Raw genomic sequence first — 20,991 nt, 5'->3', positions numbered from 1 at the left:
AATATGGATATCCAGATTGTGCTTACCAAAGCTGTAGAGACCAGACAAGGCAATAAGCCTAAATTCGATGAAGGGCATGTTATAATGAGTCTATTTTACATAAGTCAATTACAACCAGTAGGAAGGATATTGTTAATGAAAAAAACTGGACTGTCAGAAGCTTCAATAAAAACATTACTAAAACGATTAAGGGAGTTAAATTTAATTCAAACTGATCTAGTAGGAGGAAACACTCTCACAGAGCAAGGAAATAAAATAGTTTCATGCATTAAAAATATATCAACAATAAAAGACGTTACTTTAAAATCTTTAGGTTGGAACTCATCAATGCTTATCGTAAGGGGAGGTGCGGAACTATTAAAAGAGATCTCAGTTTTACATTTAAGGGATGAAATAATAAGATTAGGTGCGGAAAAAATATTAGTGTGTGTTTATACAGAAGAAGGAAAAATAGAAATTCCGCCTAAGACGGAGGAAATGTCACTCAGAGGTCTATTAGACGAGATAAAGGAAAATTGTAATAATTGTGGACCTAACGATCTTATTATATTTCTAGTTCCTAACGAAGAACACTTAGGATATCTAACCTTAACCTTCATACTCAAGGTGCTAAAGAAATGTTAAAAAAGATTGGGTTTCTTGTGAATCCATATGCTGGCTCAGGTGGAAGAATAGGGAAAAAAGGAAGTGATGAGTTAAATATAGAGAATCCAGAAATACCGATGAGAGTTACCAGATTTTTGAGTAAAGCCCCAGAAGATGCTATCTATCTAACACCAAGACTAAAGATGGGAGAAATACATTTTACAAAATCAAAACTGAAATATGAGACTATACCTATAGGTGAAAAGAAAAAAACTACAAGATATGATACAATTGACTCTGTAAGAGAGTTTGTTAAAAGAGGAGTAGATATTATTGTATTTGTTGGCGGTGATGGAACTGCTAGGGATGTGGCTGAGGGACTGCAAGGCGCAGAAATACCAATTTTAGGAGTTCCAGCTGGTGTAAAAATGCATAGTGGAGTTTTTGCTAATACCCCAGAGGCTGCAGCGATATTATTAACAAAATTTTTACATGATGAGGCAAAAACTGTGAAGGAGGAAATTCTAGATATTGATGAAGAGGCATATAGAAAAGGAACATATTTTGTCAAATTATACCATATAGTCCTCACAATAAGCAGTAATAATTTACTAACTCCAAGCAAAGGGGAAATGCAATATAGTGAGGACGAATTAGGGGAAATCGCAGACTATATAATAGATAACATGGATGATAATATAACCTATATTATGGGCCCTGGAAGTACTGTAAAATATATAGAAAGGAAACTAAAGATCGATACTCCATTTTTAGGTATCGATATAATTAGAGGAAAGAAATTAATTAAGGAAAATGTTAACTATTTCGATTTAATTAATTTAACCGGGGAGTTAAAGATTGTGCTTACCCCAATTGGCAAACAAGGATTTCTGATAGGAAGAGGAAATCTGGAATTAGGGCCAATATTCTTAAGAAAAGTGAAAAAAGATGATCTTATCGTAGTCTCTACTTTTTCTAAGCTTTATACTATTAATTGTCTTAGAATCGACACTGGAGATGAGAATTTAGATAAGCTCTTTTCTGGCGTGTATAACGTTATAGTGGGCTACAACAAATTTTATGCTATTAAGACTTGCCAATGAGTAGTACTGAAATAGAAAATTATCTGAATAATTCCAATCGGGATTTTAGCTTGTATTTTAAGTTGAAATGCCTAATATAATAAGATGAGTGAGGACTATCGAAAAGATGATATAGAGGCTATAGCGCAGCAGATAAGTGAGGAAGAGAAACCAGGAAAGGAGTCTCCCAGATCCAAATTGGTTGAGGCAATACTACTTCTTCTCTACGCTAGACCACTAAGAACAGCAGAAATAGCAGCTAATTTAGGTTATGAAACTAAATACATAAGTAGCTATCTCAGTTATTGGAAGAAGAAGGGATTAGTTTATCAAGAAGGAGGAAGATGGCACTTAAGCGGAAAAGGAGAGAATATAGCTAGAGATATTATTGAATCCCAAAATAATTCTAAGTTCAAAGAATATTTATTACTTGCTAAGCAAGTGCTAGAGAGTGAAAAGGTTCGTCAGACAAAAAACAACAAAGTTGAGAAAAAAGATGACAAAAAAGCACAAGAAGTTTTGTGGTTTATTGAAGGAAAAACCAGTAAGGAAAACAAAAAACAACAAAAGTCTAATCCAACGGATTGTATAAAGGAGATTTTGAATAAGTTGGATGATGATGAAAAAGAAATACTAAGTCACTTATTAAACAAGTATAGGGAATGGGGTACTACTTATATCTACCTTGACCAACTCCAAGAGGAAATGAAAGCTGATACTAGTTGGTTATTTAGAGTACTCAAGAACTTGCAGATTAAAAGGCTCCTTTACATCTATCAAGATCCTAGAATGGGTGTTAGAATAGGCCTATCAAAGAGTATAAAAGAAACGATATCTTCTTGTTAACTTTCTCTTCTCCTTTTATAATTATTTACTACTACTATGTGTTAGCTTAAGTTATACTTCTATGGGCATATTGGGGAAAATTATACAAACCTTTCGTTTTAAAGCTCTAAGACGGAAACATATGAGTAGTAGTAGTAATCTATTTAATCTTTGTTCTGAAAGTTATAGCAAGTAGGAGGGAGAATTTAATGTCAACTAATAAATCAGTGAAAATGTCTGAAGACGAGATAAATAAGGCATTAGCAAAGGCCGAAAAGGAGGCAGAAAAAAAGGACCATAAGAAACAATGGATAGAACGTATGATAAAAAGCGCTAAAACTTACTATAAGTTATGTCCTTATTACGATAAGAAGAACACTAAGTGCTTTCTCACATTGGGTGATAAATGTCAGCGTGATGGTAAATACGAGACTTGTCCAATATTTATTTCATTCTTAGATAATAAATATCAAGAAATTGTTAATAAGAAGAAGATGCTACCAATGGATTTTCAAGATTTAGCGTTAATGACTTAAAGTTTTATATAAAATGGCTTTCTAAATTATAAGTGGAGTGCCAAGACGTAAGAAAAATGAGGAAGGAAAGGCTGATAGTGAAAAGAATACTAGTAAAGAGGAGATTAGAAAGAAAAAATCTTCCAGTAGTAAAAAAGCAGAGAAGTATATAGATCCAGATAAGGTTTTGGATGAATATTTAAATGAGATAGTCAACGCATTGGGGATTTCATATTTAAATCTTTCAGTAGATGATTTAAAGGAGGTATTAAGGGAGCCCTTTGCCAGCGCGGTAGGAGAGGTAAAAACGAAGCCTAAAGTATCTACAATAATTAATAGACTCAAGGCTATGGGAGATAGGTTAATGGAAATTATTTCTTATAAACTACTACGTTTATATGATGTGGAGAAACTTAGTGAAGATCAGCTAGAGTTTATAGTGACTTATGGTAAAGGTGGCCTGATTCCAATAATGGATAAGTTGTATAAGGAGTGTTTAAAGAGAAATAGGAAAGACTTAATAGATCTATTACGAGTAACTTGGTCAATGTTCGCAAGTATCTTAAGATCTCCTATTAAATGTCCTAAATGTGAATTCGATTCAGTAATGCCAGATTTATCTTGTAGGGTCTGTGGGTACATGTTAAGTATGAAGGAATTGAAGAACACCATACACGTAATTGATATATTACAAGACTTTTTGAAAATGGATCGAGACGGATTTTATGAGATCTTAAAATCGGGTTTTTTCTATTATACTTCAGAAGGACCTATTCCGCCGTCTAGATTTAAACCTACTCAAGGACAAATATATTTTGAAGTTATCCTCAATAAGGAGGAGAAGAGTAAATTAGAGAGCATCTCGCACAGTATTTTACCGGGGAGTTAATTACTCCTCCACACCCCTCACATCTATATTCTTTTTCTTTCGTTTCAAATAATTTTTTAGAATTATGAAAAGCATGAAATAGTTCATAATTTTCTTTTAATGTATCTCTTTCCCATGCTAGAATTTCATTGAAAATTTCATCTTTCGTTTCAAATATATTATTAGATTCGTTAGTGAAGAAGCCTTGTAATTCATATAAAGAGGTGTTGTAAAATGGAATTAGAAATGAAATATTATTTACATTATATTCTAATCCTATCATCTTTATATAAGTATAATCTTGGTTTGTTATTGAGTATATTAAGTAAGCCATCAAGAAATCTGCAGTAAATGGTAAAAAGATTTTACTTATTCCGTTCTCTTCTGAGAACCGCTTGCTTTTTACGATTAAATTCCACATATCATCTAAGATAGAGTGTTGTGGTTCTAGAGTGATTTCGTAATATTGTAAGTTAAATTTAGCGTAGATTTTGTTTATTATATTTTTTAGAATTTCACGAATAAAGCTTAAGTAAGAGGGATAAGCGAATAAGATCTTGTCTTTATATACTATTATCTTTCTCGGATAAAGCTCTCTTTTAATTCTCTTGGTTATCTCATCTTTACTGCATATTTCACATAATCTTCTTCCTCCTACTACGTTTATGGCATTTCTTTTGTTACATCTTTCGCACATCATATTAGAGGAGAATGGATTTCCTATTTATTTAAAAAATTACTTCTCGGTTTAGCTGAGAGAAAAATTTTTATATAAGCGATACTAATGTTCTCACGGAACGGTGTTGTGAGGTATGGCAGCTCCAGTCTTATTGCTTAAAGAGGGAACAAGCAGAACTACTGGAAGAGATGCGCTAAGGAATAATATACTTGCTGCGAAGACATTAGCTGAAATGTTAAGGAGTAGTTTAGGTCCTAAAGGTCTTGATAAAATGCTAATTGATAGCTTCGGTGACGTAACCATAACTAATGATGGTGCTACAATAGTAAAGGATATGGAGATTCAGCATCCAGCTGCGAAATTATTAGTAGAAGCAGCTAAAGCTCAAGATGCTGAAGTAGGTGATGGTACTACAAGTGCTGTAGTATTGGCTGGTGCTCTATTAGAGAAGGCTGAAAGTTTATTGGATCAAAATATACATCCTACAATAATTATTGAGGGGTATAAGAAGGCATACAACAAGGCCTTAGAGTTACTTCCGCAGTTAGGAACTAGAATTGATATAAAGGATTTGAATTCTTCAGTAGCTAGAGATACTCTAAGAAAGATAGCATTTACTACTTTAGCAAGTAAGTTTATTGCAGAAGGTGCTGAATTAAATAAAATAATTGACATGGTAATAGATGCAATAGTTAATGTAGCAGAACCTTTACCTAATGGTGGATATAATGTGAGTTTAGACTTAATAAAGATAGATAAGAAGAAAGGCGGAAGTATAGAGGATAGTGTACTAGTTAAAGGACTAGTGTTAGATAAGGAGGTAGTACATCCTGGAATGCCTAGAAGAGTCACCAAGGCTAAGATAGCTGTTTTGGATGCAGCATTAGAGGTAGAGAAGCCTGAAATTTCAGCCAAGATAAGCATCACATCACCTGAGCAAATTAAGGCTTTCTTGGATGAGGAGTCTAAATACCTTAAGGATATGGTTGATAAGTTAGCATCAATAGGTGCTAATGTTGTAATATGCCAGAAGGGTATTGATGATATAGCACAGCATTTCTTAGCCAAGAAAGGGATATTGGCTGTAAGAAGAGTTAAGAGGAGCGATATAGAAAAATTAGAGAAGGCATTAGGTGCAAGAATAATAAGTAGCATTAAAGATGCTACTCCCGAAGACTTAGGATATGCTGAATTAGTTGAGGAAAGGAGAGTTGGGAACGATAAAATGGTATTTATAGAGGGTGCTAAGAACTTGAAAGCTGTGAATATCTTGTTAAGAGGTTCAAATGATATGGCATTAGATGAGGCTGAGAGGAGTATAAATGATGCATTGCATGCTCTAAGGAACATATTATTAGAGCCAGTAATATTACCAGGCGGTGGTGCTATCGAGTTAGAGTTAGCGATGAAATTAAGAGAGTATGCTAGAAGTGTGGGAGGTAAGGAGCAATTAGCTATAGAAGCATTTGCAGACGCATTAGAGGAGATACCTTTAATTTTAGCTGAAACTGCAGGGCTAGAGGCTATATCTTCATTGATGGACTTAAGAGCTAGGCACGCTAAGGGCTTGAGTAATACTGGTGTAGATGTCATAGGCGGGAAGATTGTAGATGATGTATATGCGTTAAACATTATCGAGCCTATTAGAGTAAAGTCTCAAGTGTTAAAGAGTGCTACAGAGGCAGCCACAGCAATATTAAAGATTGATGATCTAATAGCGGCTGCCCCACTAAAGAGTGAGAAGAAAGGAGGAGAAGGAAGTAAAGAAGAAAGTGGTGGAGAGGGAGGATCTACTCCATCTTTAGGAGACTAAATATTTTTTATTAACCGAAACTTTAACGTTTGTCTCCTCAGTGTTTTCCGTATATCCGTTTATTTCCTCTAATATCTTATCTACTACTTTTTTTATGTCTTCGTCTGTATAATTATCTTTTATAGCTTCTAATAGTTTTTTTGTCATATCTGGGCCTAAAATTAAGCTAAGTTCTGTGAAGTCCGGGCTTAGTAGGAAATCTATTAGTTTTTTTGGATTTCCTCCATATGAGGAGAAGTTGTATTTAACTTCTGCTTCTCCTAAAATTCTTCTTGCTTCGTCTAATCTTTTCGAATCTATTGTTAGTGGTGATAGGATCTTACTGGCTATATGTCTAAGGAAGTCAGGTTGATTCAACATTGTCGCCTAATAATGTTAATCTGAACACAATAATATAAGTATACATTCATGCTCTGACTCTTCTCCGCCTTAAAAGCTTTTGCTCTCGTTCTTTATATTACCTTGTAGTGAAGAGATATTAATTATTTAATATTAGAAATATTTACTGCTCTATGCTATAACGCGTTAGTATAATGAAGAGTGAAATTGATTTTAAAAATTCGCATAATGTTTAAAAGTTAGAAATGAGAAAAGAACGTGAGTGTGTATTAGTATGAGTAATGAGACTAAGAAGAGAGGTAAGAAATCTGCTTCCAATTCTGGTAACGTGGAAAACAAACTAAAGGTAGTCTACTCTGATAAAGATGTCATAGTAATGACTGCGCCAAATGAGGACGAATTAAAACAAATACTACTTGACTTATTAAATGAAAAACCAATGAACCTAAAGGAATTACATAGTATGTTATCTGGAATTGCAAGCGAGGACAAGATAAGAAGAGCATTAGCGGATCTAGTTGAAAAAGGCAAAATTAACTTATCAGAAGACGGTAGATATGTTAAGTTAGGCACTGAGTAAGGTTCTATAAGGGCATCTTTGGAACTCTTTATTACATAATAGGGTTTGTCTTGTTACTAAAACTCTTTTAATCGCATTACAATATGCTATGAACCCTTTTTCACTTTTTATGAGTCGATAATGTTCACAACCACTGTCTACAATATTTTCTAATTCGTTTATTTTTGGGTAAAATCTAATTTCTTGTTCTATTGTTTTTTCTTCATTGAATTTATCTAATCCTATTTTGCTGTCACTCCCGTCGTTTAAGAAATATCTGCACGTTTTAAATTGACCGAAGCATCTATTACTAGAAGTTACTATATCAGAAGGCTTATCTAATGCAGGTGATGTGCAGTAGCCATTCTTGTAATAGGGACATACGTTATGTTTCTGCAACTTCTCTCACAATTACATGTACTCCAACTAGATCACTTTCATCTTTATTTTCAGTCCACTGTGGCAAATGTAACCTAGTTATTACAATGTCATCCCCTATATGACTTAATGATTTTTTAATTTCTTGCTCATTAATTTTGGGATTTCCACTATAATCCTCTACTATTAGGATTTCCACCCTTTTCTTCATGGTTATATGATTCTAGTGAGTAAATATTAAAAGTTATAAGGCATAAAACGTGATGTGGATATAATAGGAAGAGCTAAGAAAGAATTGGCGGAATATGTCGCTGCACAATTAGGTATAAGCGAGGAGGAAGTCTTTAAAAATATTACATATCCTCCTAGGGAAGAACTTGGCGACTTATCATTAGCGTTACCATCATTAATAAAGGGAAATATAAATGAGAAAGCGAAATTATTACAAGAATATAAAGGTGAGTTAATAGAGAGGATAGAAGTAGCCGGAATATATCTTAATGCGAGGCTTAATCTAAGAAATATTTTCGTGAGTATCTTTAGCAAACTAGACGATAGTTATGGACTGGAAAAAATCGAAAAGCCAAAAAGAATAGTAGTTGAACACACGAGCGCTAATCCTATACATCCGTTACATATAGGCCATTTGAGAAATACGATACTTGGAGATGCGCTTGCTAGAGCGTTAAAAGCTAGAGGTCACTCAGTTAATGTTAGGTTTTACGTTAACGATACTGGGAGGCAAGTTGCAGTTCTAATTTACGGCCTAAAACTTTTAGGTTTTCCTGATCCAGAGCCAAATGTAAAGAAGGATCTATGGTTGGGTATAATATATGCCATGACTAATGTAATTTTAGAAATTAGGAAGTTGAGAGAGGAGTTAAAGAAACTTTCAGAGTCAGAGTATAGGGAGAAAGTGAGAGAACTAGATGAGCTAATAGTAATAGCGAATGATCTAAGGAATAGAAATGAGGTACTTTTCGATAAGTTAGCAGACGCTATAAATGCTAAGGAGGAGCCGGAGAAGGAGATAGGAGAAATCATAAAGAAATACGAAGAGGGTAATGATGAACTAAAGGGGATTATTAGAAAGTACATTAGTTATGCGCTAGAAGGCTTTAGTGAAACGTTATCCAAACTTAATATAAGATTTGACAATTTCGACTATGAGAGTGACTTGTTATGGGAGAATATGGTTAATGAAGTATTAAAGGCCTTATTGTCTTCCTCGGCTAAAATACCATATAAGGGAGTAATAGCATTGGACTTAGATAGTTTCTTAGGTGATGAAGCTAGATCTAAGTTGAGAATTCCAAAAGGGCTCAAGATACCTCCTTTAGTGTTGATGAGATCCGATGGAACTACATTGTATACCGTTAGGGATATTGCGTATACAATTTTCAAATTTAATCAGTTTAATGCAGATTTTGTTATAAATGTGATCGCAGAAGAACAATACATTCCGCAAATACAATTAAGAGGTGCTCTAGAGTTACTCGGATATTCGAGATTTGCGGAAAATTTATTGCATTATTCATATGGGATGGTTAACATCCAAGGACTAAGAATGAGTGGAAGACTAGGAAAGATAATAACCATTGACGAGATATATGAAAAACTAGATAACATAGTTAGAAATAAGCTGAAAGAGAAAGGTGGTAATATGGAAAATATTGATGATATAGCAAATGCAGCGCTTAGATACGCAATTTTGTCAGTTTCTGCAAATAAGCCTTTATCATTTGATTTAAACAGGATAACCAGCTTTGAGCAGAACAGTGGACCTTATTTACAATATACTTATGCTAGAGCTGCTAACATATTAGCTAAATCTACTGAAAACTTATCTATGGATAAGGTAGACTTTAGTGATTTAGTTGGAGATAAGAGGAACATATTAATCTTGATAGCTAAATTCCCCGAGGTATTCAAGAATGCTGTAGATAACTTAAGGTTAGAAGATTTAGTAGCGTTTCTGAGAGAATTATCTGACATATTCAATAGTTGGTATGATAAAGAGAGAGTACTACAAGAACAAGATCCAAGGAAGAGAATGTTAAGATTATATATAGTAAAAGGAGTGTCAGTTGTATTAAAGAACGGGTTAAGCGTCTTAGGTATAAGGAGCTTAGAAAGGATGTAATTAGTTAAAATGAAATACAGAGGATATTTTTCTAACTGGTAGATATTAATCATTAATATAGACATCACTAGAGTTTTGTCACTGATAATATTTTGAAGTCTAGTTAAAATGGAGTATATATGTTATACCATGAAGGCTGGTATTTAACTCTAAAATCTTAATAATTAAATATGGTAGAGAGTATCATAAGGGGACCCGTAGCTCAGCTAGGATGGAGCGCCGGCCTTCGGAGCCGGTGGTCCCGGGTTCAAATCCCGGCGGGTCCGTTGTGGGGGATATCCCCACACCCCCAATTTCTTTTAACTTTATAAACGATTCGACAACATCAATTAAAGGACCGACGTAAGTTTCCCTTACCTTACCGTTTATCATTTCCAACTTATAGACATAATACCGACCTTTTCTTTCGCGTATAATTATATCGCCGTATTTATAACGCGTCTTTTCTTTTGTCATTTTTCCCTCACGTATTATGATTGCCAAAACTTGTTTAAAAGCTTTGGCAACTCGTTAAATTTTGCCGTCAAAACGCGTATATTTGAAAGAAGACGGCAAAAATTCCTCATCAGTAATACTAAAAAAGCAGTATTACTTTAGCTTTAGCCAACGCAAAAATTGATTTGGTTTTAACCAATCTGTCCATCTTGTGAGTATATACGTTCTTTCGCCTTTCGCAAACTCTATTTCTTCTGGTTGGGCGATAATGGCCCTTCCATTCTTTTCTAAGACCTTCAGTCTAGAATATGGCATAAACCTTATCTCACCTTCTCTCTCTGCAACATTAGCAAAAGCAGTTCTATAGCCTTTCGCAGCAAGTATTTCTGCCACCGAAACTTTTATGCCCAGAATAGCGATTATTGCTCCTCTCAATTGCAGCATATGCGCCCTTTTTATACTCTCTGATTTGGTGAATGATGTACCAGTAACGTCTAAATATAAATTATATTTAGGAATATAGAAGTCGAACTTTTTGAATGGATCGCCCTCCCAGGTTCTATCTGTCCTTTCAAGAGAGTGTCCCAAGTGCAAATAATTGAATAAATCTATGTAAAGGTTTATAGATAATAATTCAAAAGATATCGTGAATTACTGAGAAATTTTGAATTTTCGCTTGAAGCAAAAAGTCGCGTAATACTTAAAGGGAACCGGGACGATGTAGTACCGATTCACATGAAGCATTGGATAGAATACTACAACGGCCCGGTTCCCTATGAACATTTATCAGCAAGGCATAAAACACTTGTGAAAATGAACTACATGCTGATCACGTCTGAAGTGCTGTCGCGTCTCTCTGACCTCTTCATATTGAGAGCGTTAATAGTAATGATTGTGTGGACGTGCTCCTACAGGGACGTGCGGAGCTACTACGAGTCAGACGTGGTGGTAAGGTGGTTCCTAGGCGAGTACAAGTCTAAGTCGGAGATCCATAGGAGGGCAAAGAAATTTAGGGGAGAGGTAAAGACTCTGTTCAAGGAGTACGCCAAGGAGTTGGAGGGGAAGATGAGTAGACTTGCCGACTACTTACCTAGCAGTGCGTTATACGGAAAGGTTGGAAAGCTGTGGATCGTGGATTCCTTCCTAATCGAGGTACCCTTCGGGAAGAGGAACAAGGAAACATTGAAGAAGAAGTTTGAGCTAGACCTAAGGCAGAGGAAGTACAGGGAGGCGGCTAACACGCTCTTCTTTTACATTAAGTGCAAAGCGAGGAGGAGGTTCAAGGGAGAGTTTACAAAGAAGAGGAACAGGAGTTACTTCGGCTTCAAGGTCTTCAACCTCATGTCGCCAACAATGATAGTTCACGAGATTCAAGTGGAACTGGCCAATTTTCCGGACAATAAGGTTGGCTTCTCTCGCAGCGGTTATAAGGTAGTGGATAGGGGCTTCGTGGGGAAGTCCTCGACCTGGTTGATAGGTTTCTCTAGTTTCAGGAGGTATGTGGAGTTCTTTGGGATCTTCTTGAGGAGGTATTGGAGGCCTTACGCTACTGAAAAGGGTATGGTCGAGTTCTTTGTCTACGTTATCGCGTTGATTTACAACTCCTACATCTACACTTCTGTGTTATCGCGTGTTCCGGAGAGTCAACTCGCCCACTAACTTGTACCGCGAGAGTTGATCAAGGTAGTGTGGACTATGTTGGAAATTCTGTTTTTCTCTATACTTGATTATTTTCCATTACAATATAAGCTTAATCTCTCGTTATACTGAAAGATATAATTATATTTTATTCTTAATTAATTATAAAATTATTTTTCTATCATACTATATTTATTCAATTATTTGCGCTTGGGACACTCTCTCGACTTGCTTTCCACCGAATCGTTCCATAAACACGCTGAGATGAGGGTTCTCGCCACCTCTTCCCCTTTCTTTCCCTTGAAGTTCAGCATGGAAAGTAATTTATATCCTATTTGTTGAATGTTCGGTGAGGGAGTACTGGTGTTACCATCTCACTTACTCACGTGGTAATACCACATCTCCCTCACCTTAAACCTTTCTTCAACTGAATTCTTAATACTCATATAAATTGCTTTATCTATCATGAATCGATATTATCCCACCAGAAATATTTTTTCTAATATGATTTTGGGTCTACCGTTTAGGGCGGGGAGCTTCCGGTATAAAAACCTTTCCATGAAAAATCGAGCATAGTCCACACTACTTACGCAAGTGATGAAACCTGCTTTACTCACTAGCATCAAAGGGCTTATTATAATACAGCACAGCCCAAGTAATAACAGCTAACTTCCTAGCACATGCAACAATCAACTTCTTACCCTTTAACCTACCCTTATGCTCCTCATAAAAACGCTTGATCACCGGATTAACCTTGATAGCAGTCAAAGCTGCAAGATAGAAAGCCCTCCTCAAAACAGCATCACCCCTCCTTGAGATACCTCGCGACACAACACTCCCCCCACTGGACTCAACAACAGGATCAAGACCACAATAAGCCACAAACTTCCTCTTATCATCAAAACGCCTAACATCACCTACCCTCGCCAAAATTATCAAACCCAGCGTCTTCCCAATACCCGGTATAGTAAAGATCAAACTATCCCTAGGAACAACATCCTCAAGCCTCTTCTCAACCTCCCTCTTCCTAGCCTCAAGCCTCTCCAACTCATCCAAAAGAAACTTAACCTCAGACAAGATAATATTATCCCCACCCTCCAATACTTCACTCAAATTCTTCCTAGACAAGCTATCACTATAACCCAAGAGGATTAAGTCCCTCCTCAACCTGTTCTTAACCCTAACAATACTCTTAACGATAAAATCCCATTGACTCGTCAACTCCCTAGCATCACTTAACGTAAACTCACTACCCATATTAACAACTAGTTCAGCGAGTTTTTTAGCATCATTCTTGTCACTCTTCTTACCCCTAAAATCCTTGAACTTCTTGATTACCAAGGGATTAATAACCCTCACCTCATACTCATTCATCAAGCACTTGGCAAGGTTAACGTGGTAAACTCCGGTACTCTCAATACCTACTTTACAACCTCTTGGCAGGACTTTCTTCACTTCCTCAAAACCTTGCTTATCGTTAGGAAATTCGTAGAATTTACCTTGAAAATATACTATTAGTTTATCTTTTGATACATCTATCCCTGCAACTGGGGCCTCCATGTGTATTCACCCTTATGTTTTATTCGGGCTTTTTGCCCAACTTCCGGTCCGAATTTGGAGGTTGGCCAAGCTCCCAGTCGAGCTTTAAGCTCAAGGGAGTCAACGGCCTACACCCCAGTCAGATCTGTATTACTCAGATCTGACTAATATGTTTTATATAAGGAAGTCAGACTGTAACTATTACATAAATTGATAAGCTCGTCAACGTTCATTAACTATCTCTTCTAATCTTTCGAGGTCAACATAATTAACAATATCTTCAAAAGGCCTAGGCTTGATACAAGGATACTTTTTGGAGTATATTACTTTAGTTATTGTAGAATCTATAGCGTGACCAACTAATGTGCCTACTATTGCACCAGCTATGGTTCCGAGCAATTTGTCATCATCGGACTTTCCTAATAAGTTACCTATTACGTCTACGCTCACTGTACCTATTACCTTTCCTATTATTAGTTCTTCAATGTCTTCTTCACCTAACTTCTCACAAACGGATTTAGCAATTTTAATACTCTCATCGTCGTTATTTGCCGTGTACCTAGTATTTATCACCCCGATTATTCTATGATCCTTAGATACAACATATCTGGCAATATATTCATTCATAAAGATAGATTTCTATCGCTAGCTAATAAGCTTTGCCGACTTTTAGTAGTAACTTATGAGCTTAACTGCAGTAGCAGGGAGTATAGCGTCTAAGAGATTTAATGTAACAGTTCTTTTAGAGCTCAGTCGGGTCATTTGCGAGACTTGGGCAAGAAGTAAGTAATGGATCTTACTTCAGTTGTGATAAACTATCTCGTTAGGAAGAGTAGACGTAGTATCTTATAAGTTATCTTAATCCTTTATTCTCAAGTTCTTGAATATCTCTTTTTATTTCTTCAGTGACTTTATCTAGATCTTTAATTTCGTTTAATTTATAAGTAATTAGCACGGAATAGGAGTTAGCCATTGCCATGTAAGAGTTGATTCTAACGTTCTTCCTCTCTGACGATACCTCCAGACCTACAACTTCTCCTCCTAGCATGTTTATATTTAAATTTAATTTTCCATTTAATATCATTTCTAATGATAATTCTATGTAATCTATCTTGCCCAAGTTTAAATTACCAACAATCCTGCTAAAGTCTTCCTCAACTAAGTCTATTTTATCTAGGGATTGAATAAAGAAACTTATAGTACCAGTAATGTTATTGAATTCTACTATTAAATCATCTTTTAATGCAGTTACACTTCCTAATATCATAGACCCTGGAGGAGTTAATGGTAAATTACTAGAGATAACGTAGCTTAAGTCCTTGAGGATTCTAATCATGTCCCTTAAGTCTAAAGTATAAGGATAGGAAAACTTAAACAAAATTCTTATGCTTTTTATGATCAATAATCTACAACTCCTAATTGAACTGTAGTTGAAGCAGGAACTAGTATTTTTTCTACTTTTATCGTGGGCTTAAAATTTATCTCTTTTTCCTTTTCTAGAATTTTTAGATGCTCCTTTAGTATTTCTTCTATAAAATTTATAGCTTCGAATTTATCTATTTCATAAAATAAATCAAGAAGTTTTACTTTATTTTCATAGTCTATATCTTTCACAATATCCCAAATCCACTGATAAATAGAACTCCTAGTTATTCCTATCCTGTTTGCTATCTCCGACTTAGAAAGACCCTTTTTATTTAATAAGTCAATAATCCTTATAGCGTCTGCCTTGGTAATTATTCCAGCATAATAAAAACCAAAACTCATGTATAACTATACTATACATACTAATAAAAGCTTTACTAATAGACTCTAGCAAAGTATAGCATTCTATTCTAATTTCTCTATAACATCAATTAAATCCATTAACTTAGTATTATATCTCTTTGCTAACTCAAAAGAAGCTTTGTAAATATCGTTCTTTACCAAATTATCTATATTATTATGATTATATCCTTTGGAATAATATTTCCACAATTCTTTTATTCCTATAATCAAAGCTAGATTACCCCAAAATGTAGCATATATTTCGTATTCTTTATTAATTCGACAAATTTCATCAATAAATCTATGATCTAAGCAAGCTCTAACTCTCTTCTTTAGATAATACAATGTAAGAAATTCGGTTAAACCTTCAAAATACATATCTCTTGCCCGCTTATAGCTATTTGAATGAATTATTTCGTGGACAATAGTTTCAACACATATTACACAATTAATACAATATAATGTTAATATCTTGGAATTATAGTTGTAAGATCCCCTTATACCAAATACTGATTCTTCAACTCTAATCTCTTTTATGAGTGAATCATTAAAATTATCATATATTTCCTTAAGACCTTCAACTATTTCCTTAGATTTCTTTTTAACTTCATTTTCATCGCATTTTACTACACAAAGATCAATCAATATAAAAATTTCTAAACAGAACTAAGTAAATAAGATTGTTGGCTAATTTACGTTATGTTCTATGTAATATATAAGGAGGTCAGATTATAATTTCTCACGTTAATGAATAGTACTCAGAAACTTATTAGATTTGCTACTGAGTTATAGAGTGTGTCCAACAATTTTATTCACCTTGTTGTATAATGTGAAGAAAGCTTAATCCACCTCATTATTAAAGCGTTGTGTGGGAAGTGTTTAGCCTTAACGACTTCTGAATACTTGTTACCAAGTTCACCGAATGTCTAACGCTTTACACAAGAGCTAGAGTACATTATACCACGTCGTGAAGTATTTTACCATTCTCCTCAAACTTAATCCATCAAAGAGAAGTATAACGTCTAATCCTAGTCTCAGACCGCAACTACCGTGATTAAATCCATCAAAACCAATAAACTGAGTTATTGACTACCCTAATTCTCATCAACAGCTTAGGGTGAGGGGCGAAGTGTAATCGCCCAACTTCCTCCACAGTACGCCTACGTGAAATAATGCCTCGACCCTCTTCAACAAGCTGATAACGCTCTTATAACCTCATCCCTAATACGAGGGGAAATGTTTAAAGCAAGGTGAGGCGTTCCAACTTACTTCTCATATTATCCTCTTATATTATCACCTCACCGCCCTACTAAAAACAAAAATAGTTGGACACACTCGGTTGAATAGCGGTAAAATTTTATATAACGATGCATAGTATTAGGATGGGATTGCTAGGGGATATGAGGCTCTATCTCGATATAGAGACCTATAGGCCTAAGAGTGCATTTGTAAACGAGAAGGTAATTGCCATAGGATTGATAGCTGATCAGACGGATTATAAACCTGAATCCTCAAACATATGGGATCTTCCTAAGGTGGAGTTCAAATACTTTAAAGAGTGGAAGCGTGACGAGCGTAGTGAAGAGTGGGAGCATGACGAGTATAGTGTTGTTACCCAATTCTACAAGTATCTAAAAGAGCTGATAGAGAAGTGGAGACGTAAAGAGATGTATATCGAGGTTGTAGGGTTCAATATACTTAGGTTCGACATACCGCTCCTCATTCAGAAGGGGGTAGAACACAGGGTTGGAAGTCTAGAAGAGCTGAACAGTCTATGGCACAATACTTTCACCAGAGACTACCTCCAAATGGCCTTGCCCCTTAATAACATGCGGTTTAAGGGGCTGCAGCTTGAATATTTGGCAGAGATGCTCAGGGAAAAAGGTGTGAATGTGCCTAAACCATATGGCAAGGGTGAAGAAGTAAAGAGCTTATACGAGAATAAGAAATATGATGAAATAATTAAGCATTTAGAAGCAGACTTGAGGATTACACGCATAATAGATCTAAACTGGCCTCGGCTTTTCAAACCCACACCTTAGACATAACTACAGGGAATGAACTTATGGAGAGACTTAAACGACTCGGTGTAGATGAAAAAGATATAAATGTGGAACCTCCTCAAGGTGAGGACGAATTTCAGAGAGAATTAAAGAAAAGATCTACGATACGAACGCCTTAATTAAAATTCATAAGAATAAATCTCTCCTATCTACGACTAATTACGTAACAACGTCCATACTAAATGTGATAGAATACCCTCCAATAATAGATCTAAAGGAGAAATTGATAATAATTTATCCCACAAGAAGTGATTACGAACTTGCCATAAAAGATAATGGTTAAACTAAGAAAAATAGGAGAGCCAGTTAATGCGGTGGATATAATTTTATCTTCTATTGCCCTAAACAGGGACATGATAATAGTGACTAACGATAATGATTTTGAATCAATTAAAAAAGTCGAAGAGAGATTAAAGATAGAAAAAATGAGATAAAAAGGAAAAAAGTTGTTAATAAATTATGATATTACCTTGTTAGTAGCTTTCTCTTCAGCTAACTGTGTTCCCTTAGTTTCCTTTAAACCTAATGTAGCCAACGCTGATATTATTCCTCATAATGCTAAGAATGTAATAACTATCCAAGAATTTGCTAAATATTGTGAAGGCAGTCCTAGTAGACCGACTAGTAGTATTGGCATTAAACCTCCCTCAACTGCAGCAGCTAACTGCATTCCATAACTTGCTCCACTGTATCTATACTTTGTAGGAAAGCTTTCTGGCTGACTTCCTTATATAAAACATATTGGTCAGATCTGAGTAATACAGATCTGACTGGAGTGTAGTCCATCCTTGAGCTTAAAGCTCGACTTAAAGCTTAGCCAACCTCCAAATTCAGACTGGAAGTTGGACAAAAAGCCCGAATAAAACATAAGGATACATGAAGACCCCAGTTGCAGGGATAAATATATCAAAAGATAAACTAATAGTATATTTTCAAGGTAAATTCTACGAGTTTCCTAACGATAAGCAAGGTTTTGAAGAAGTGATGCCGAGAGGTTGTAAAGTAGGTATTAAGAGTACCGGAGTTTACCACGTTAACCTTGCCAAGTATGAGGTGAGGGTTATTAATCCCTTGGTAATCAAGAAGTTCAAGGATTTTAGGGGTAAGAAGAGTGACAAGAATGATGCTAAAAAACTCGCTGAACTAGTTGTTAATATGTGAGTTTACGTTAAGTGATGCTAGGGAGTTGACGAGTCAATGGGATTTTATCGTCATTGTTAGGGTTAAGAAAAGGTTGGGGACTTAATCCTCTTGGGTTATAGTGATAGCTTGTCTAGGAAGAATTTGAGTGAAGTATTGGAGGGTGGGGATAATATTATCTTGTCTGAGGTTAAGTTTCTTTTGGATGAGTTGGAGAGGCTTGAGGCTAGGAAGAGGGAGGTTGAGAAGAGGCTTGAGGATGTTGTTCCTAGGGATAGTTTGATCTTTAGGAAGGTGCTGGGTTTGATAATTTTGGCGAGGGTAGGTGATGTTAGGCGTTTTGATGATAAGAGGAAGTTTGTGGCTTATTGTGGTCTTGATTCTGTTGAGTGTTGTATTTTGAGGTGTCTCAAGGAGGGTTGAGGAGGGTTTTCTATCTTGCAGTTTTGACTGTTATCAAGGTTAATCCGGTGATTAAGTGTTTTTATGAGGGGCATAAGGGTAGGTTAAAGGGTAAGAAGTTGATTGTTGCATGTATTAGGTTGTTATTACTTGGGTCTTGCTGTATTATAATAAGCCATTTAATGCTAACGAGTGATGACGAGGGCTTTTGTTTGCATAAGTAGTGTGCACTATGCTCAATTTTTGGCTAAAAGTTTTTATACCGGAAGCTCCTCGCCTAAAGGGCGAGGGTTCCCCGAGGTCTTAAGGGTTACACCCCTTTATGGGTGCTACTCGGTTATGATCCACAATGAAGGATAATGGTTTTTTCACTGCGTTAACGATTACTCCTAATGCCTTCTTTAGAATGTTTAACGCACCATTCAAATCGCTGTGAAGTTTATGACCTAAAGGACAGTTGATAACACCTCTTGGGTTCCTCTTTACTTCCACATCATGATAAGCACAGTACTTGGACGTATTATACTCAACAACCTCAAACACCTTCATACCATATTCTTGTGCTTTCAATTCAATGGATTCCATTAACTTACGATAAGACCACATGTTCACTGTAAACTTATTGCCTTTTTCTTGCACGATATTGAATGGGTAACCTAGATAAATTGTTGACACTCCTAGTTCGTAGAGTGTTTCAATAAGGTGGGAAGCTAAGTTACGATATAGATGAGTGAGCCTCCTAGTTAGTTTCTTAAACAACCTCCTCTTTTCCCTCAACAATTCTAGGTACGCATCATATTCACCAATGTTTCTGGTTCTGTCAGCTAACGATTGCACTTCTGCAATTCTCTTTTGGAAGTAGAAGTAGTCCTCCTTTGTTCTAACACCCTTATACAACAACCAGGTGCCATCGTTAACTACTACGCTAGCTATTACGTTGATGCCTAGATCGATTGAAGCTACTTTGTTTCCCTTTGGTTTGGAAATCTGGATGGACTTTCTCTCACCCTTGACGACGTGCTTACTCTTCTTTCCAGCCTTTGTTTCCTCAACACCTACTTCAATTGGTATGTGCGCATACCAAGCGTTTCTGGTTTCGTCAAAAATTATTTCTAGTCTACCTTGTTTACCATACCATTTTAGTCTACCAATGAAGTCTATCTCCATGTCGAAATCCTTGAGGATTAATTTGTGGTTTTCAGCATCTACCTTGTAACGGTCCTGTCTAATAACTAGTATTTGCTTTCTTTTCCCTGCTTCTCTGTCCTTCCAATATCCGGGTGGAGAAACGTGGTTCATGTGTGGTGGTAGTTTTCCCTCCTTCTTCAGTTTTAACAAGGAGAAGAAGGATGACCACGCTTCATTATTCTTATTGAGAACAGCTTGAGCATTAACGCCCAGTATGACCTTATACTTCTCATAATATTTTTTATATGTTTCCTCAATGTTTACTTTCCCTTCGTGAAAGAATTGTTGCCTCCTTTCGAAGTTAACTTCGTTGAAGAGTTTTGCAGAGAGATTAGCTAACCTCCTCAACTTCCTCTCTTGAAAACCATTTGGAAGAAGACGAACTACATTGGTTCTTCGATTTGAGTATTTAACTTCGTAGACACCCTCCTCCGGTATTGCGGGAGTAGGAGTTAGCTCCCGCTCCTCATCCCCATAAAGTTGACCAGAGGAGGGCATCTTAGTTAATAGTCGTTGTTAAAGTTTAAATAGCTTTACCCCGCCCCTAGAAGGGGCGAGGCTTGTCGTTTATTTGTCAGATATAGATGGATAAATATTTACTTGTGCTTTACTTAGGATCCTATATACCTCGCCTTTACCAATCCTCCCAAGATATCTTAAACACAGCCTACTGTATATAAACTATCTTCAAATATATTTCCGCAATTCCGTCCATAATAGCTACAGCGTTGTCGTGTTCAATAGGCTAATAACATTGTGCTTCTCACAATCAACTTATAATATTTTTGTCTTCCTTAGAAGTATAGTTATTCATTATTAATTACTATATTAGTTAAACATTGTTGAAATCGCCATCTTGTGAAAGTAAGGACCCATAACTATTATCTTGAAATATTTTAATACTCCTAGCTAGGTTTTTTATTCTGTGTCATCTGAATGAATAAAAACCTTATGAAAAGTGATTTATTCGCAAATAATTTTCCATATGTAACGTATTATAGATGATTTTGTGTCTTCCAGTAATTACATTGTT

The 20,991-nt window shown here is 35.8% G+C and carries 23 protein-coding genes, 1 tRNA gene and 3 pseudogenes; 14 read left to right on the top strand and 13 right to left on the bottom strand.

Annotation, left to right across the window (positions count from 1 at the left end):
- Positions 1–3 precede the first annotated feature (3 nt).
- From SSOP1_RS04505 to SSOP1_RS04485, 5 genes are all read left to right on the top strand, one after another.
- Positions 4–624, top strand: coding sequence for a DUF4443 domain-containing protein (locus SSOP1_RS04505; protein WP_009992289.1), 621 nt, complete (start codon positions 4–6; stop codon positions 622–624).
- Entirely contained in the window at positions 618–1,688 is a 1,071-nt protein-coding gene (locus SSOP1_RS04500; RefSeq protein WP_009992288.1) for an ATP-NAD kinase family protein, read from the top strand. The genes SSOP1_RS04505 and SSOP1_RS04500 overlap by 7 nt, the downstream gene beginning before the upstream one ends.
- A gap of 84 nt (positions 1,689–1,772) precedes the next feature.
- The gene (locus SSOP1_RS04495; protein WP_009992287.1) at positions 1,773–2,513 is read left to right on the top strand and encodes a hypothetical protein; all 741 of its coding nucleotides are present in this window, start codon (positions 1,773–1,775) and stop codon (positions 2,511–2,513) included.
- A 188-nt stretch (positions 2,514–2,701) separates the two neighbouring features.
- Complete coding sequence (locus tag SSOP1_RS04490; protein ID WP_009992286.1) at positions 2,702–3,028, top strand: hypothetical protein; 327 nt, start codon at positions 2,702–2,704, stop codon at positions 3,026–3,028.
- Between the two features lie 37 nt (positions 3,029–3,065).
- A complete protein-coding gene (locus SSOP1_RS04485) occupies positions 3,066–3,896 on the top strand; it encodes a hypothetical protein (protein ID WP_009992285.1) in 831 nt (276 codons plus the stop codon).
- Here SSOP1_RS04485 and SSOP1_RS04480 read toward each other — a convergent pair.
- Complete coding sequence (locus SSOP1_RS04480; RefSeq protein ID WP_009992284.1) at positions 3,835–4,575, bottom strand: hypothetical protein; 741 nt, start codon at positions 4,573–4,575, stop codon at positions 3,835–3,837. The genes SSOP1_RS04485 and SSOP1_RS04480 overlap by 62 nt on opposite strands.
- 112 nt (positions 4,576–4,687) lie before the next feature.
- On the opposite strand from SSOP1_RS04480, the gene thsA reads away from it, so the two are divergent.
- Positions 4,688–6,367 carry a thermosome subunit alpha gene (gene thsA / locus SSOP1_RS04475; protein WP_009992283.1) on the top strand — a complete coding sequence of 560 codons (1,680 nt, stop codon included), beginning with the start codon at positions 4,688–4,690 and terminating at the stop codon, positions 6,365–6,367.
- Here the strand turns inward: thsA and SSOP1_RS04470 are convergent.
- Complete coding sequence (locus tag SSOP1_RS04470) at positions 6,356–6,727, bottom strand: hypothetical protein (protein ID WP_009992282.1); 372 nt, start codon at positions 6,725–6,727, stop codon at positions 6,356–6,358. The genes thsA and SSOP1_RS04470 overlap by 12 nt on opposite strands.
- Positions 6,728–6,980: 253 nt before the next feature.
- On the opposite strand from SSOP1_RS04470, the gene SSOP1_RS04465 reads away from it, so the two are divergent.
- Positions 6,981–7,286 carry a hypothetical protein gene (locus SSOP1_RS04465; protein ID WP_009992281.1) on the top strand — a complete coding sequence of 102 codons (306 nt, stop codon included), beginning with the start codon at positions 6,981–6,983 and terminating at the stop codon, positions 7,284–7,286.
- Here the strand turns inward: SSOP1_RS04465 and SSOP1_RS17560 are convergent.
- Both SSOP1_RS17560 and SSOP1_RS04460 read right to left on the bottom strand, forming a co-directional pair.
- The gene (locus tag SSOP1_RS17560) at positions 7,272–7,664 is read right to left on the bottom strand and encodes a hypothetical protein (RefSeq protein ID WP_009992280.1); all 393 of its coding nucleotides are present in this window, start codon (positions 7,662–7,664) and stop codon (positions 7,272–7,274) included. The genes SSOP1_RS04465 and SSOP1_RS17560 overlap by 15 nt on opposite strands.
- Complete coding sequence (locus SSOP1_RS04460; protein ID WP_010923144.1) at positions 7,651–7,854, bottom strand: hypothetical protein; 204 nt, start codon at positions 7,852–7,854, stop codon at positions 7,651–7,653. Before SSOP1_RS04460 ends, SSOP1_RS17560 begins: the two co-directional genes overlap by 14 nt.
- Positions 7,855–7,908: 54 nt before the next feature.
- On the opposite strand from SSOP1_RS04460, the gene SSOP1_RS04455 reads away from it, so the two are divergent.
- Together SSOP1_RS04455 and SSOP1_RS04450 are read left to right on the top strand one after the other, a co-directional pair.
- A complete protein-coding gene (locus SSOP1_RS04455) occupies positions 7,909–9,786 on the top strand; it encodes an arginine--tRNA ligase (protein WP_010923143.1) in 1,878 nt (625 codons plus the stop codon).
- A 191-nt stretch (positions 9,787–9,977) separates the two neighbouring features.
- Positions 9,978–10,052, top strand: a tRNA-Arg gene (locus tag SSOP1_RS04450).
- 28 nt (positions 10,053–10,080) lie between these two features.
- On the opposite strand, the pseudogene SSOP1_RS16215 reads toward SSOP1_RS04450, so the two are convergent.
- Positions 10,081–10,242: pseudogene (locus SSOP1_RS16215) on the bottom strand (putative integrase); the annotation flags it as partial.
- A 132-nt stretch (positions 10,243–10,374) separates the two neighbouring features.
- Complete coding sequence (locus SSOP1_RS04445) at positions 10,375–10,809, bottom strand: nuclease (RefSeq protein ID WP_052265482.1); 435 nt, start codon at positions 10,807–10,809, stop codon at positions 10,375–10,377.
- Between the two features lie 147 nt (positions 10,810–10,956).
- Here SSOP1_RS04445 and SSOP1_RS04440 point away from each other — a divergent pair, with 147 nt between their 5' ends.
- Entirely contained in the window at positions 10,957–11,880 is a 924-nt protein-coding gene (locus tag SSOP1_RS04440; RefSeq protein ID WP_010923140.1) for an IS5-like element ISC1290 family transposase, read from the top strand.
- Positions 11,881–12,080: 200 nt separating this feature from the next.
- On the opposite strand, the pseudogene SSOP1_RS16210 reads toward SSOP1_RS04440, so the two are convergent.
- The 6 genes and pseudogenes from SSOP1_RS16210 to SSOP1_RS04415 form a co-directional block, all read right to left on the bottom strand.
- Positions 12,081–12,232: pseudogene (locus SSOP1_RS16210) on the bottom strand (DUF4322 domain-containing protein); the annotation flags it as partial.
- A gap of 236 nt (positions 12,233–12,468) precedes the next feature.
- Positions 12,469–13,419 (bottom strand): IS110 family RNA-guided transposase, encoded by a 951-nt coding sequence (locus SSOP1_RS04435; protein WP_010923139.1) that lies wholly within the window; start codon positions 13,417–13,419, stop codon positions 12,469–12,471.
- 201 nt (positions 13,420–13,620) lie between these two features.
- Positions 13,621–14,025, bottom strand: a complete 405-nt coding sequence (locus SSOP1_RS04430; protein WP_010923138.1) for a glycine zipper 2TM domain-containing protein — start codon at positions 14,023–14,025, stop codon at positions 13,621–13,623.
- Positions 14,026–14,251: 226 nt separating this feature from the next.
- The gene (locus SSOP1_RS04425; protein WP_010923137.1) at positions 14,252–14,800 is read right to left on the bottom strand and encodes a hypothetical protein; all 549 of its coding nucleotides are present in this window, start codon (positions 14,798–14,800) and stop codon (positions 14,252–14,254) included.
- Complete coding sequence (locus tag SSOP1_RS04420; RefSeq protein ID WP_010923136.1) at positions 14,797–15,165, bottom strand: helix-turn-helix domain-containing protein; 369 nt, start codon at positions 15,163–15,165, stop codon at positions 14,797–14,799. The genes SSOP1_RS04425 and SSOP1_RS04420 overlap by 4 nt, the downstream gene beginning before the upstream one ends.
- Positions 15,166–15,228: 63 nt before the next feature.
- Positions 15,229–15,810 carry a hypothetical protein gene (locus tag SSOP1_RS04415; protein ID WP_010923135.1) on the bottom strand — a complete coding sequence of 194 codons (582 nt, stop codon included), beginning with the start codon at positions 15,808–15,810 and terminating at the stop codon, positions 15,229–15,231.
- A 737-nt stretch (positions 15,811–16,547) separates the two neighbouring features.
- On the opposite strand from SSOP1_RS04415, the gene SSOP1_RS04410 reads away from it, so the two are divergent.
- The 4 genes and pseudogenes from SSOP1_RS04410 (at position 16,548) to SSOP1_RS04400 (ending at position 18,966) form a co-directional block, all read left to right on the top strand.
- Positions 16,548–17,207, top strand: a complete 660-nt coding sequence (locus tag SSOP1_RS04410; protein ID WP_048054201.1) for a 3'-5' exonuclease family protein — start codon at positions 16,548–16,550, stop codon at positions 17,205–17,207.
- A gap of 296 nt (positions 17,208–17,503) precedes the next feature.
- Entirely contained in the window at positions 17,504–17,662 is a 159-nt protein-coding gene (locus tag SSOP1_RS17460; RefSeq protein WP_010923133.1) for a type II toxin-antitoxin system VapC family toxin, read from the top strand.
- A gap of 12 nt (positions 17,663–17,674) precedes the next feature.
- Positions 17,675–17,905, top strand: coding sequence for a hypothetical protein (locus SSOP1_RS04405; RefSeq protein WP_010923132.1), 231 nt, complete (start codon positions 17,675–17,677; stop codon positions 17,903–17,905).
- A gap of 199 nt (positions 17,906–18,104) precedes the next feature.
- Positions 18,105–18,966, top strand: a pseudogene (locus tag SSOP1_RS04400) (IS110 family transposase).
- Positions 18,967–19,073: 107 nt separating this feature from the next.
- On the opposite strand, the gene SSOP1_RS04395 reads toward SSOP1_RS04400, so the two are convergent.
- Positions 19,074–20,456: an RNA-guided endonuclease InsQ/TnpB family protein gene (locus tag SSOP1_RS04395; protein ID WP_010923129.1), complete on the bottom strand. Its 1,383-nt coding sequence runs from the start codon at positions 20,454–20,456 to the stop codon at positions 19,074–19,076.
- Positions 20,457–20,991 lie beyond the last annotated feature (535 nt).

It is taken from the genome of Saccharolobus solfataricus (assembly GCF_900079115.1).
GTDB lineage: Archaea > Thermoproteota > Thermoprotei_A > Sulfolobales > Sulfolobaceae > Saccharolobus > Saccharolobus solfataricus.
This window is presented reverse-complemented; position numbering and strand designations above follow the sequence as displayed.

Bases quoted from the DNA above. Each gene is read 5' to 3' on its own strand.
- SSOP1_RS04505 (WP_009992289.1), top strand. From the start codon at position 4: ATGGATATCCAGATTGTGCTTACCAAAGCTGTAGAGACCAGACAAGGC.
- SSOP1_RS04500 (WP_009992288.1), top strand. From the start codon at position 618: ATGTTAAAAAAGATTGGGTTTCTTGTGAATCCATATGCTGGCTCAGGT.
- SSOP1_RS04495 (WP_009992287.1), top strand. From the start codon at position 1,773: ATGAGTGAGGACTATCGAAAAGATGATATAGAGGCTATAGCGCAGCAG.
- SSOP1_RS04490 (WP_009992286.1), top strand. From the start codon at position 2,702: ATGTCAACTAATAAATCAGTGAAAATGTCTGAAGACGAGATAAATAAG.
- SSOP1_RS04480 (WP_009992284.1), bottom strand. From the start codon at position 4,575: ATGATGTGCGAAAGATGTAACAAAAGAAATGCCATAAACGTAGTAGGA.
- thsA (WP_009992283.1), top strand. From the start codon at position 4,688: ATGGCAGCTCCAGTCTTATTGCTTAAAGAGGGAACAAGCAGAACTACT.
- SSOP1_RS04470 (WP_009992282.1), bottom strand. From the start codon at position 6,727: ATGTTGAATCAACCTGACTTCCTTAGACATATAGCCAGTAAGATCCTA.
- SSOP1_RS04465 (WP_009992281.1), top strand. From the start codon at position 6,981: ATGAGTAATGAGACTAAGAAGAGAGGTAAGAAATCTGCTTCCAATTCT.
- SSOP1_RS04460 (WP_010923144.1), bottom strand. From the start codon at position 7,854: ATGAAGAAAAGGGTGGAAATCCTAATAGTAGAGGATTATAGTGGAAAT.
- SSOP1_RS04440 (WP_010923140.1), top strand. From the start codon at position 10,957: ATGAAGCATTGGATAGAATACTACAACGGCCCGGTTCCCTATGAACAT.
- SSOP1_RS04435 (WP_010923139.1), bottom strand. From the start codon at position 13,419: ATGGAGGCCCCAGTTGCAGGGATAGATGTATCAAAAGATAAACTAATA.
- SSOP1_RS04430 (WP_010923138.1), bottom strand. From the start codon at position 14,025: ATGAATGAATATATTGCCAGATATGTTGTATCTAAGGATCATAGAATA.
- SSOP1_RS04420 (WP_010923136.1), bottom strand. From the start codon at position 15,165: ATGAGTTTTGGTTTTTATTATGCTGGAATAATTACCAAGGCAGACGCT.
- SSOP1_RS04410 (WP_048054201.1), top strand. From the start codon at position 16,548: ATGGGATTGCTAGGGGATATGAGGCTCTATCTCGATATAGAGACCTAT.
- SSOP1_RS17460 (WP_010923133.1), top strand. From the start codon at position 17,504: ATGGTTAAACTAAGAAAAATAGGAGAGCCAGTTAATGCGGTGGATATA.
- SSOP1_RS04395 (WP_010923129.1), bottom strand. From the start codon at position 20,456: ATGCCCTCCTCTGGTCAACTTTATGGGGATGAGGAGCGGGAGCTAACT.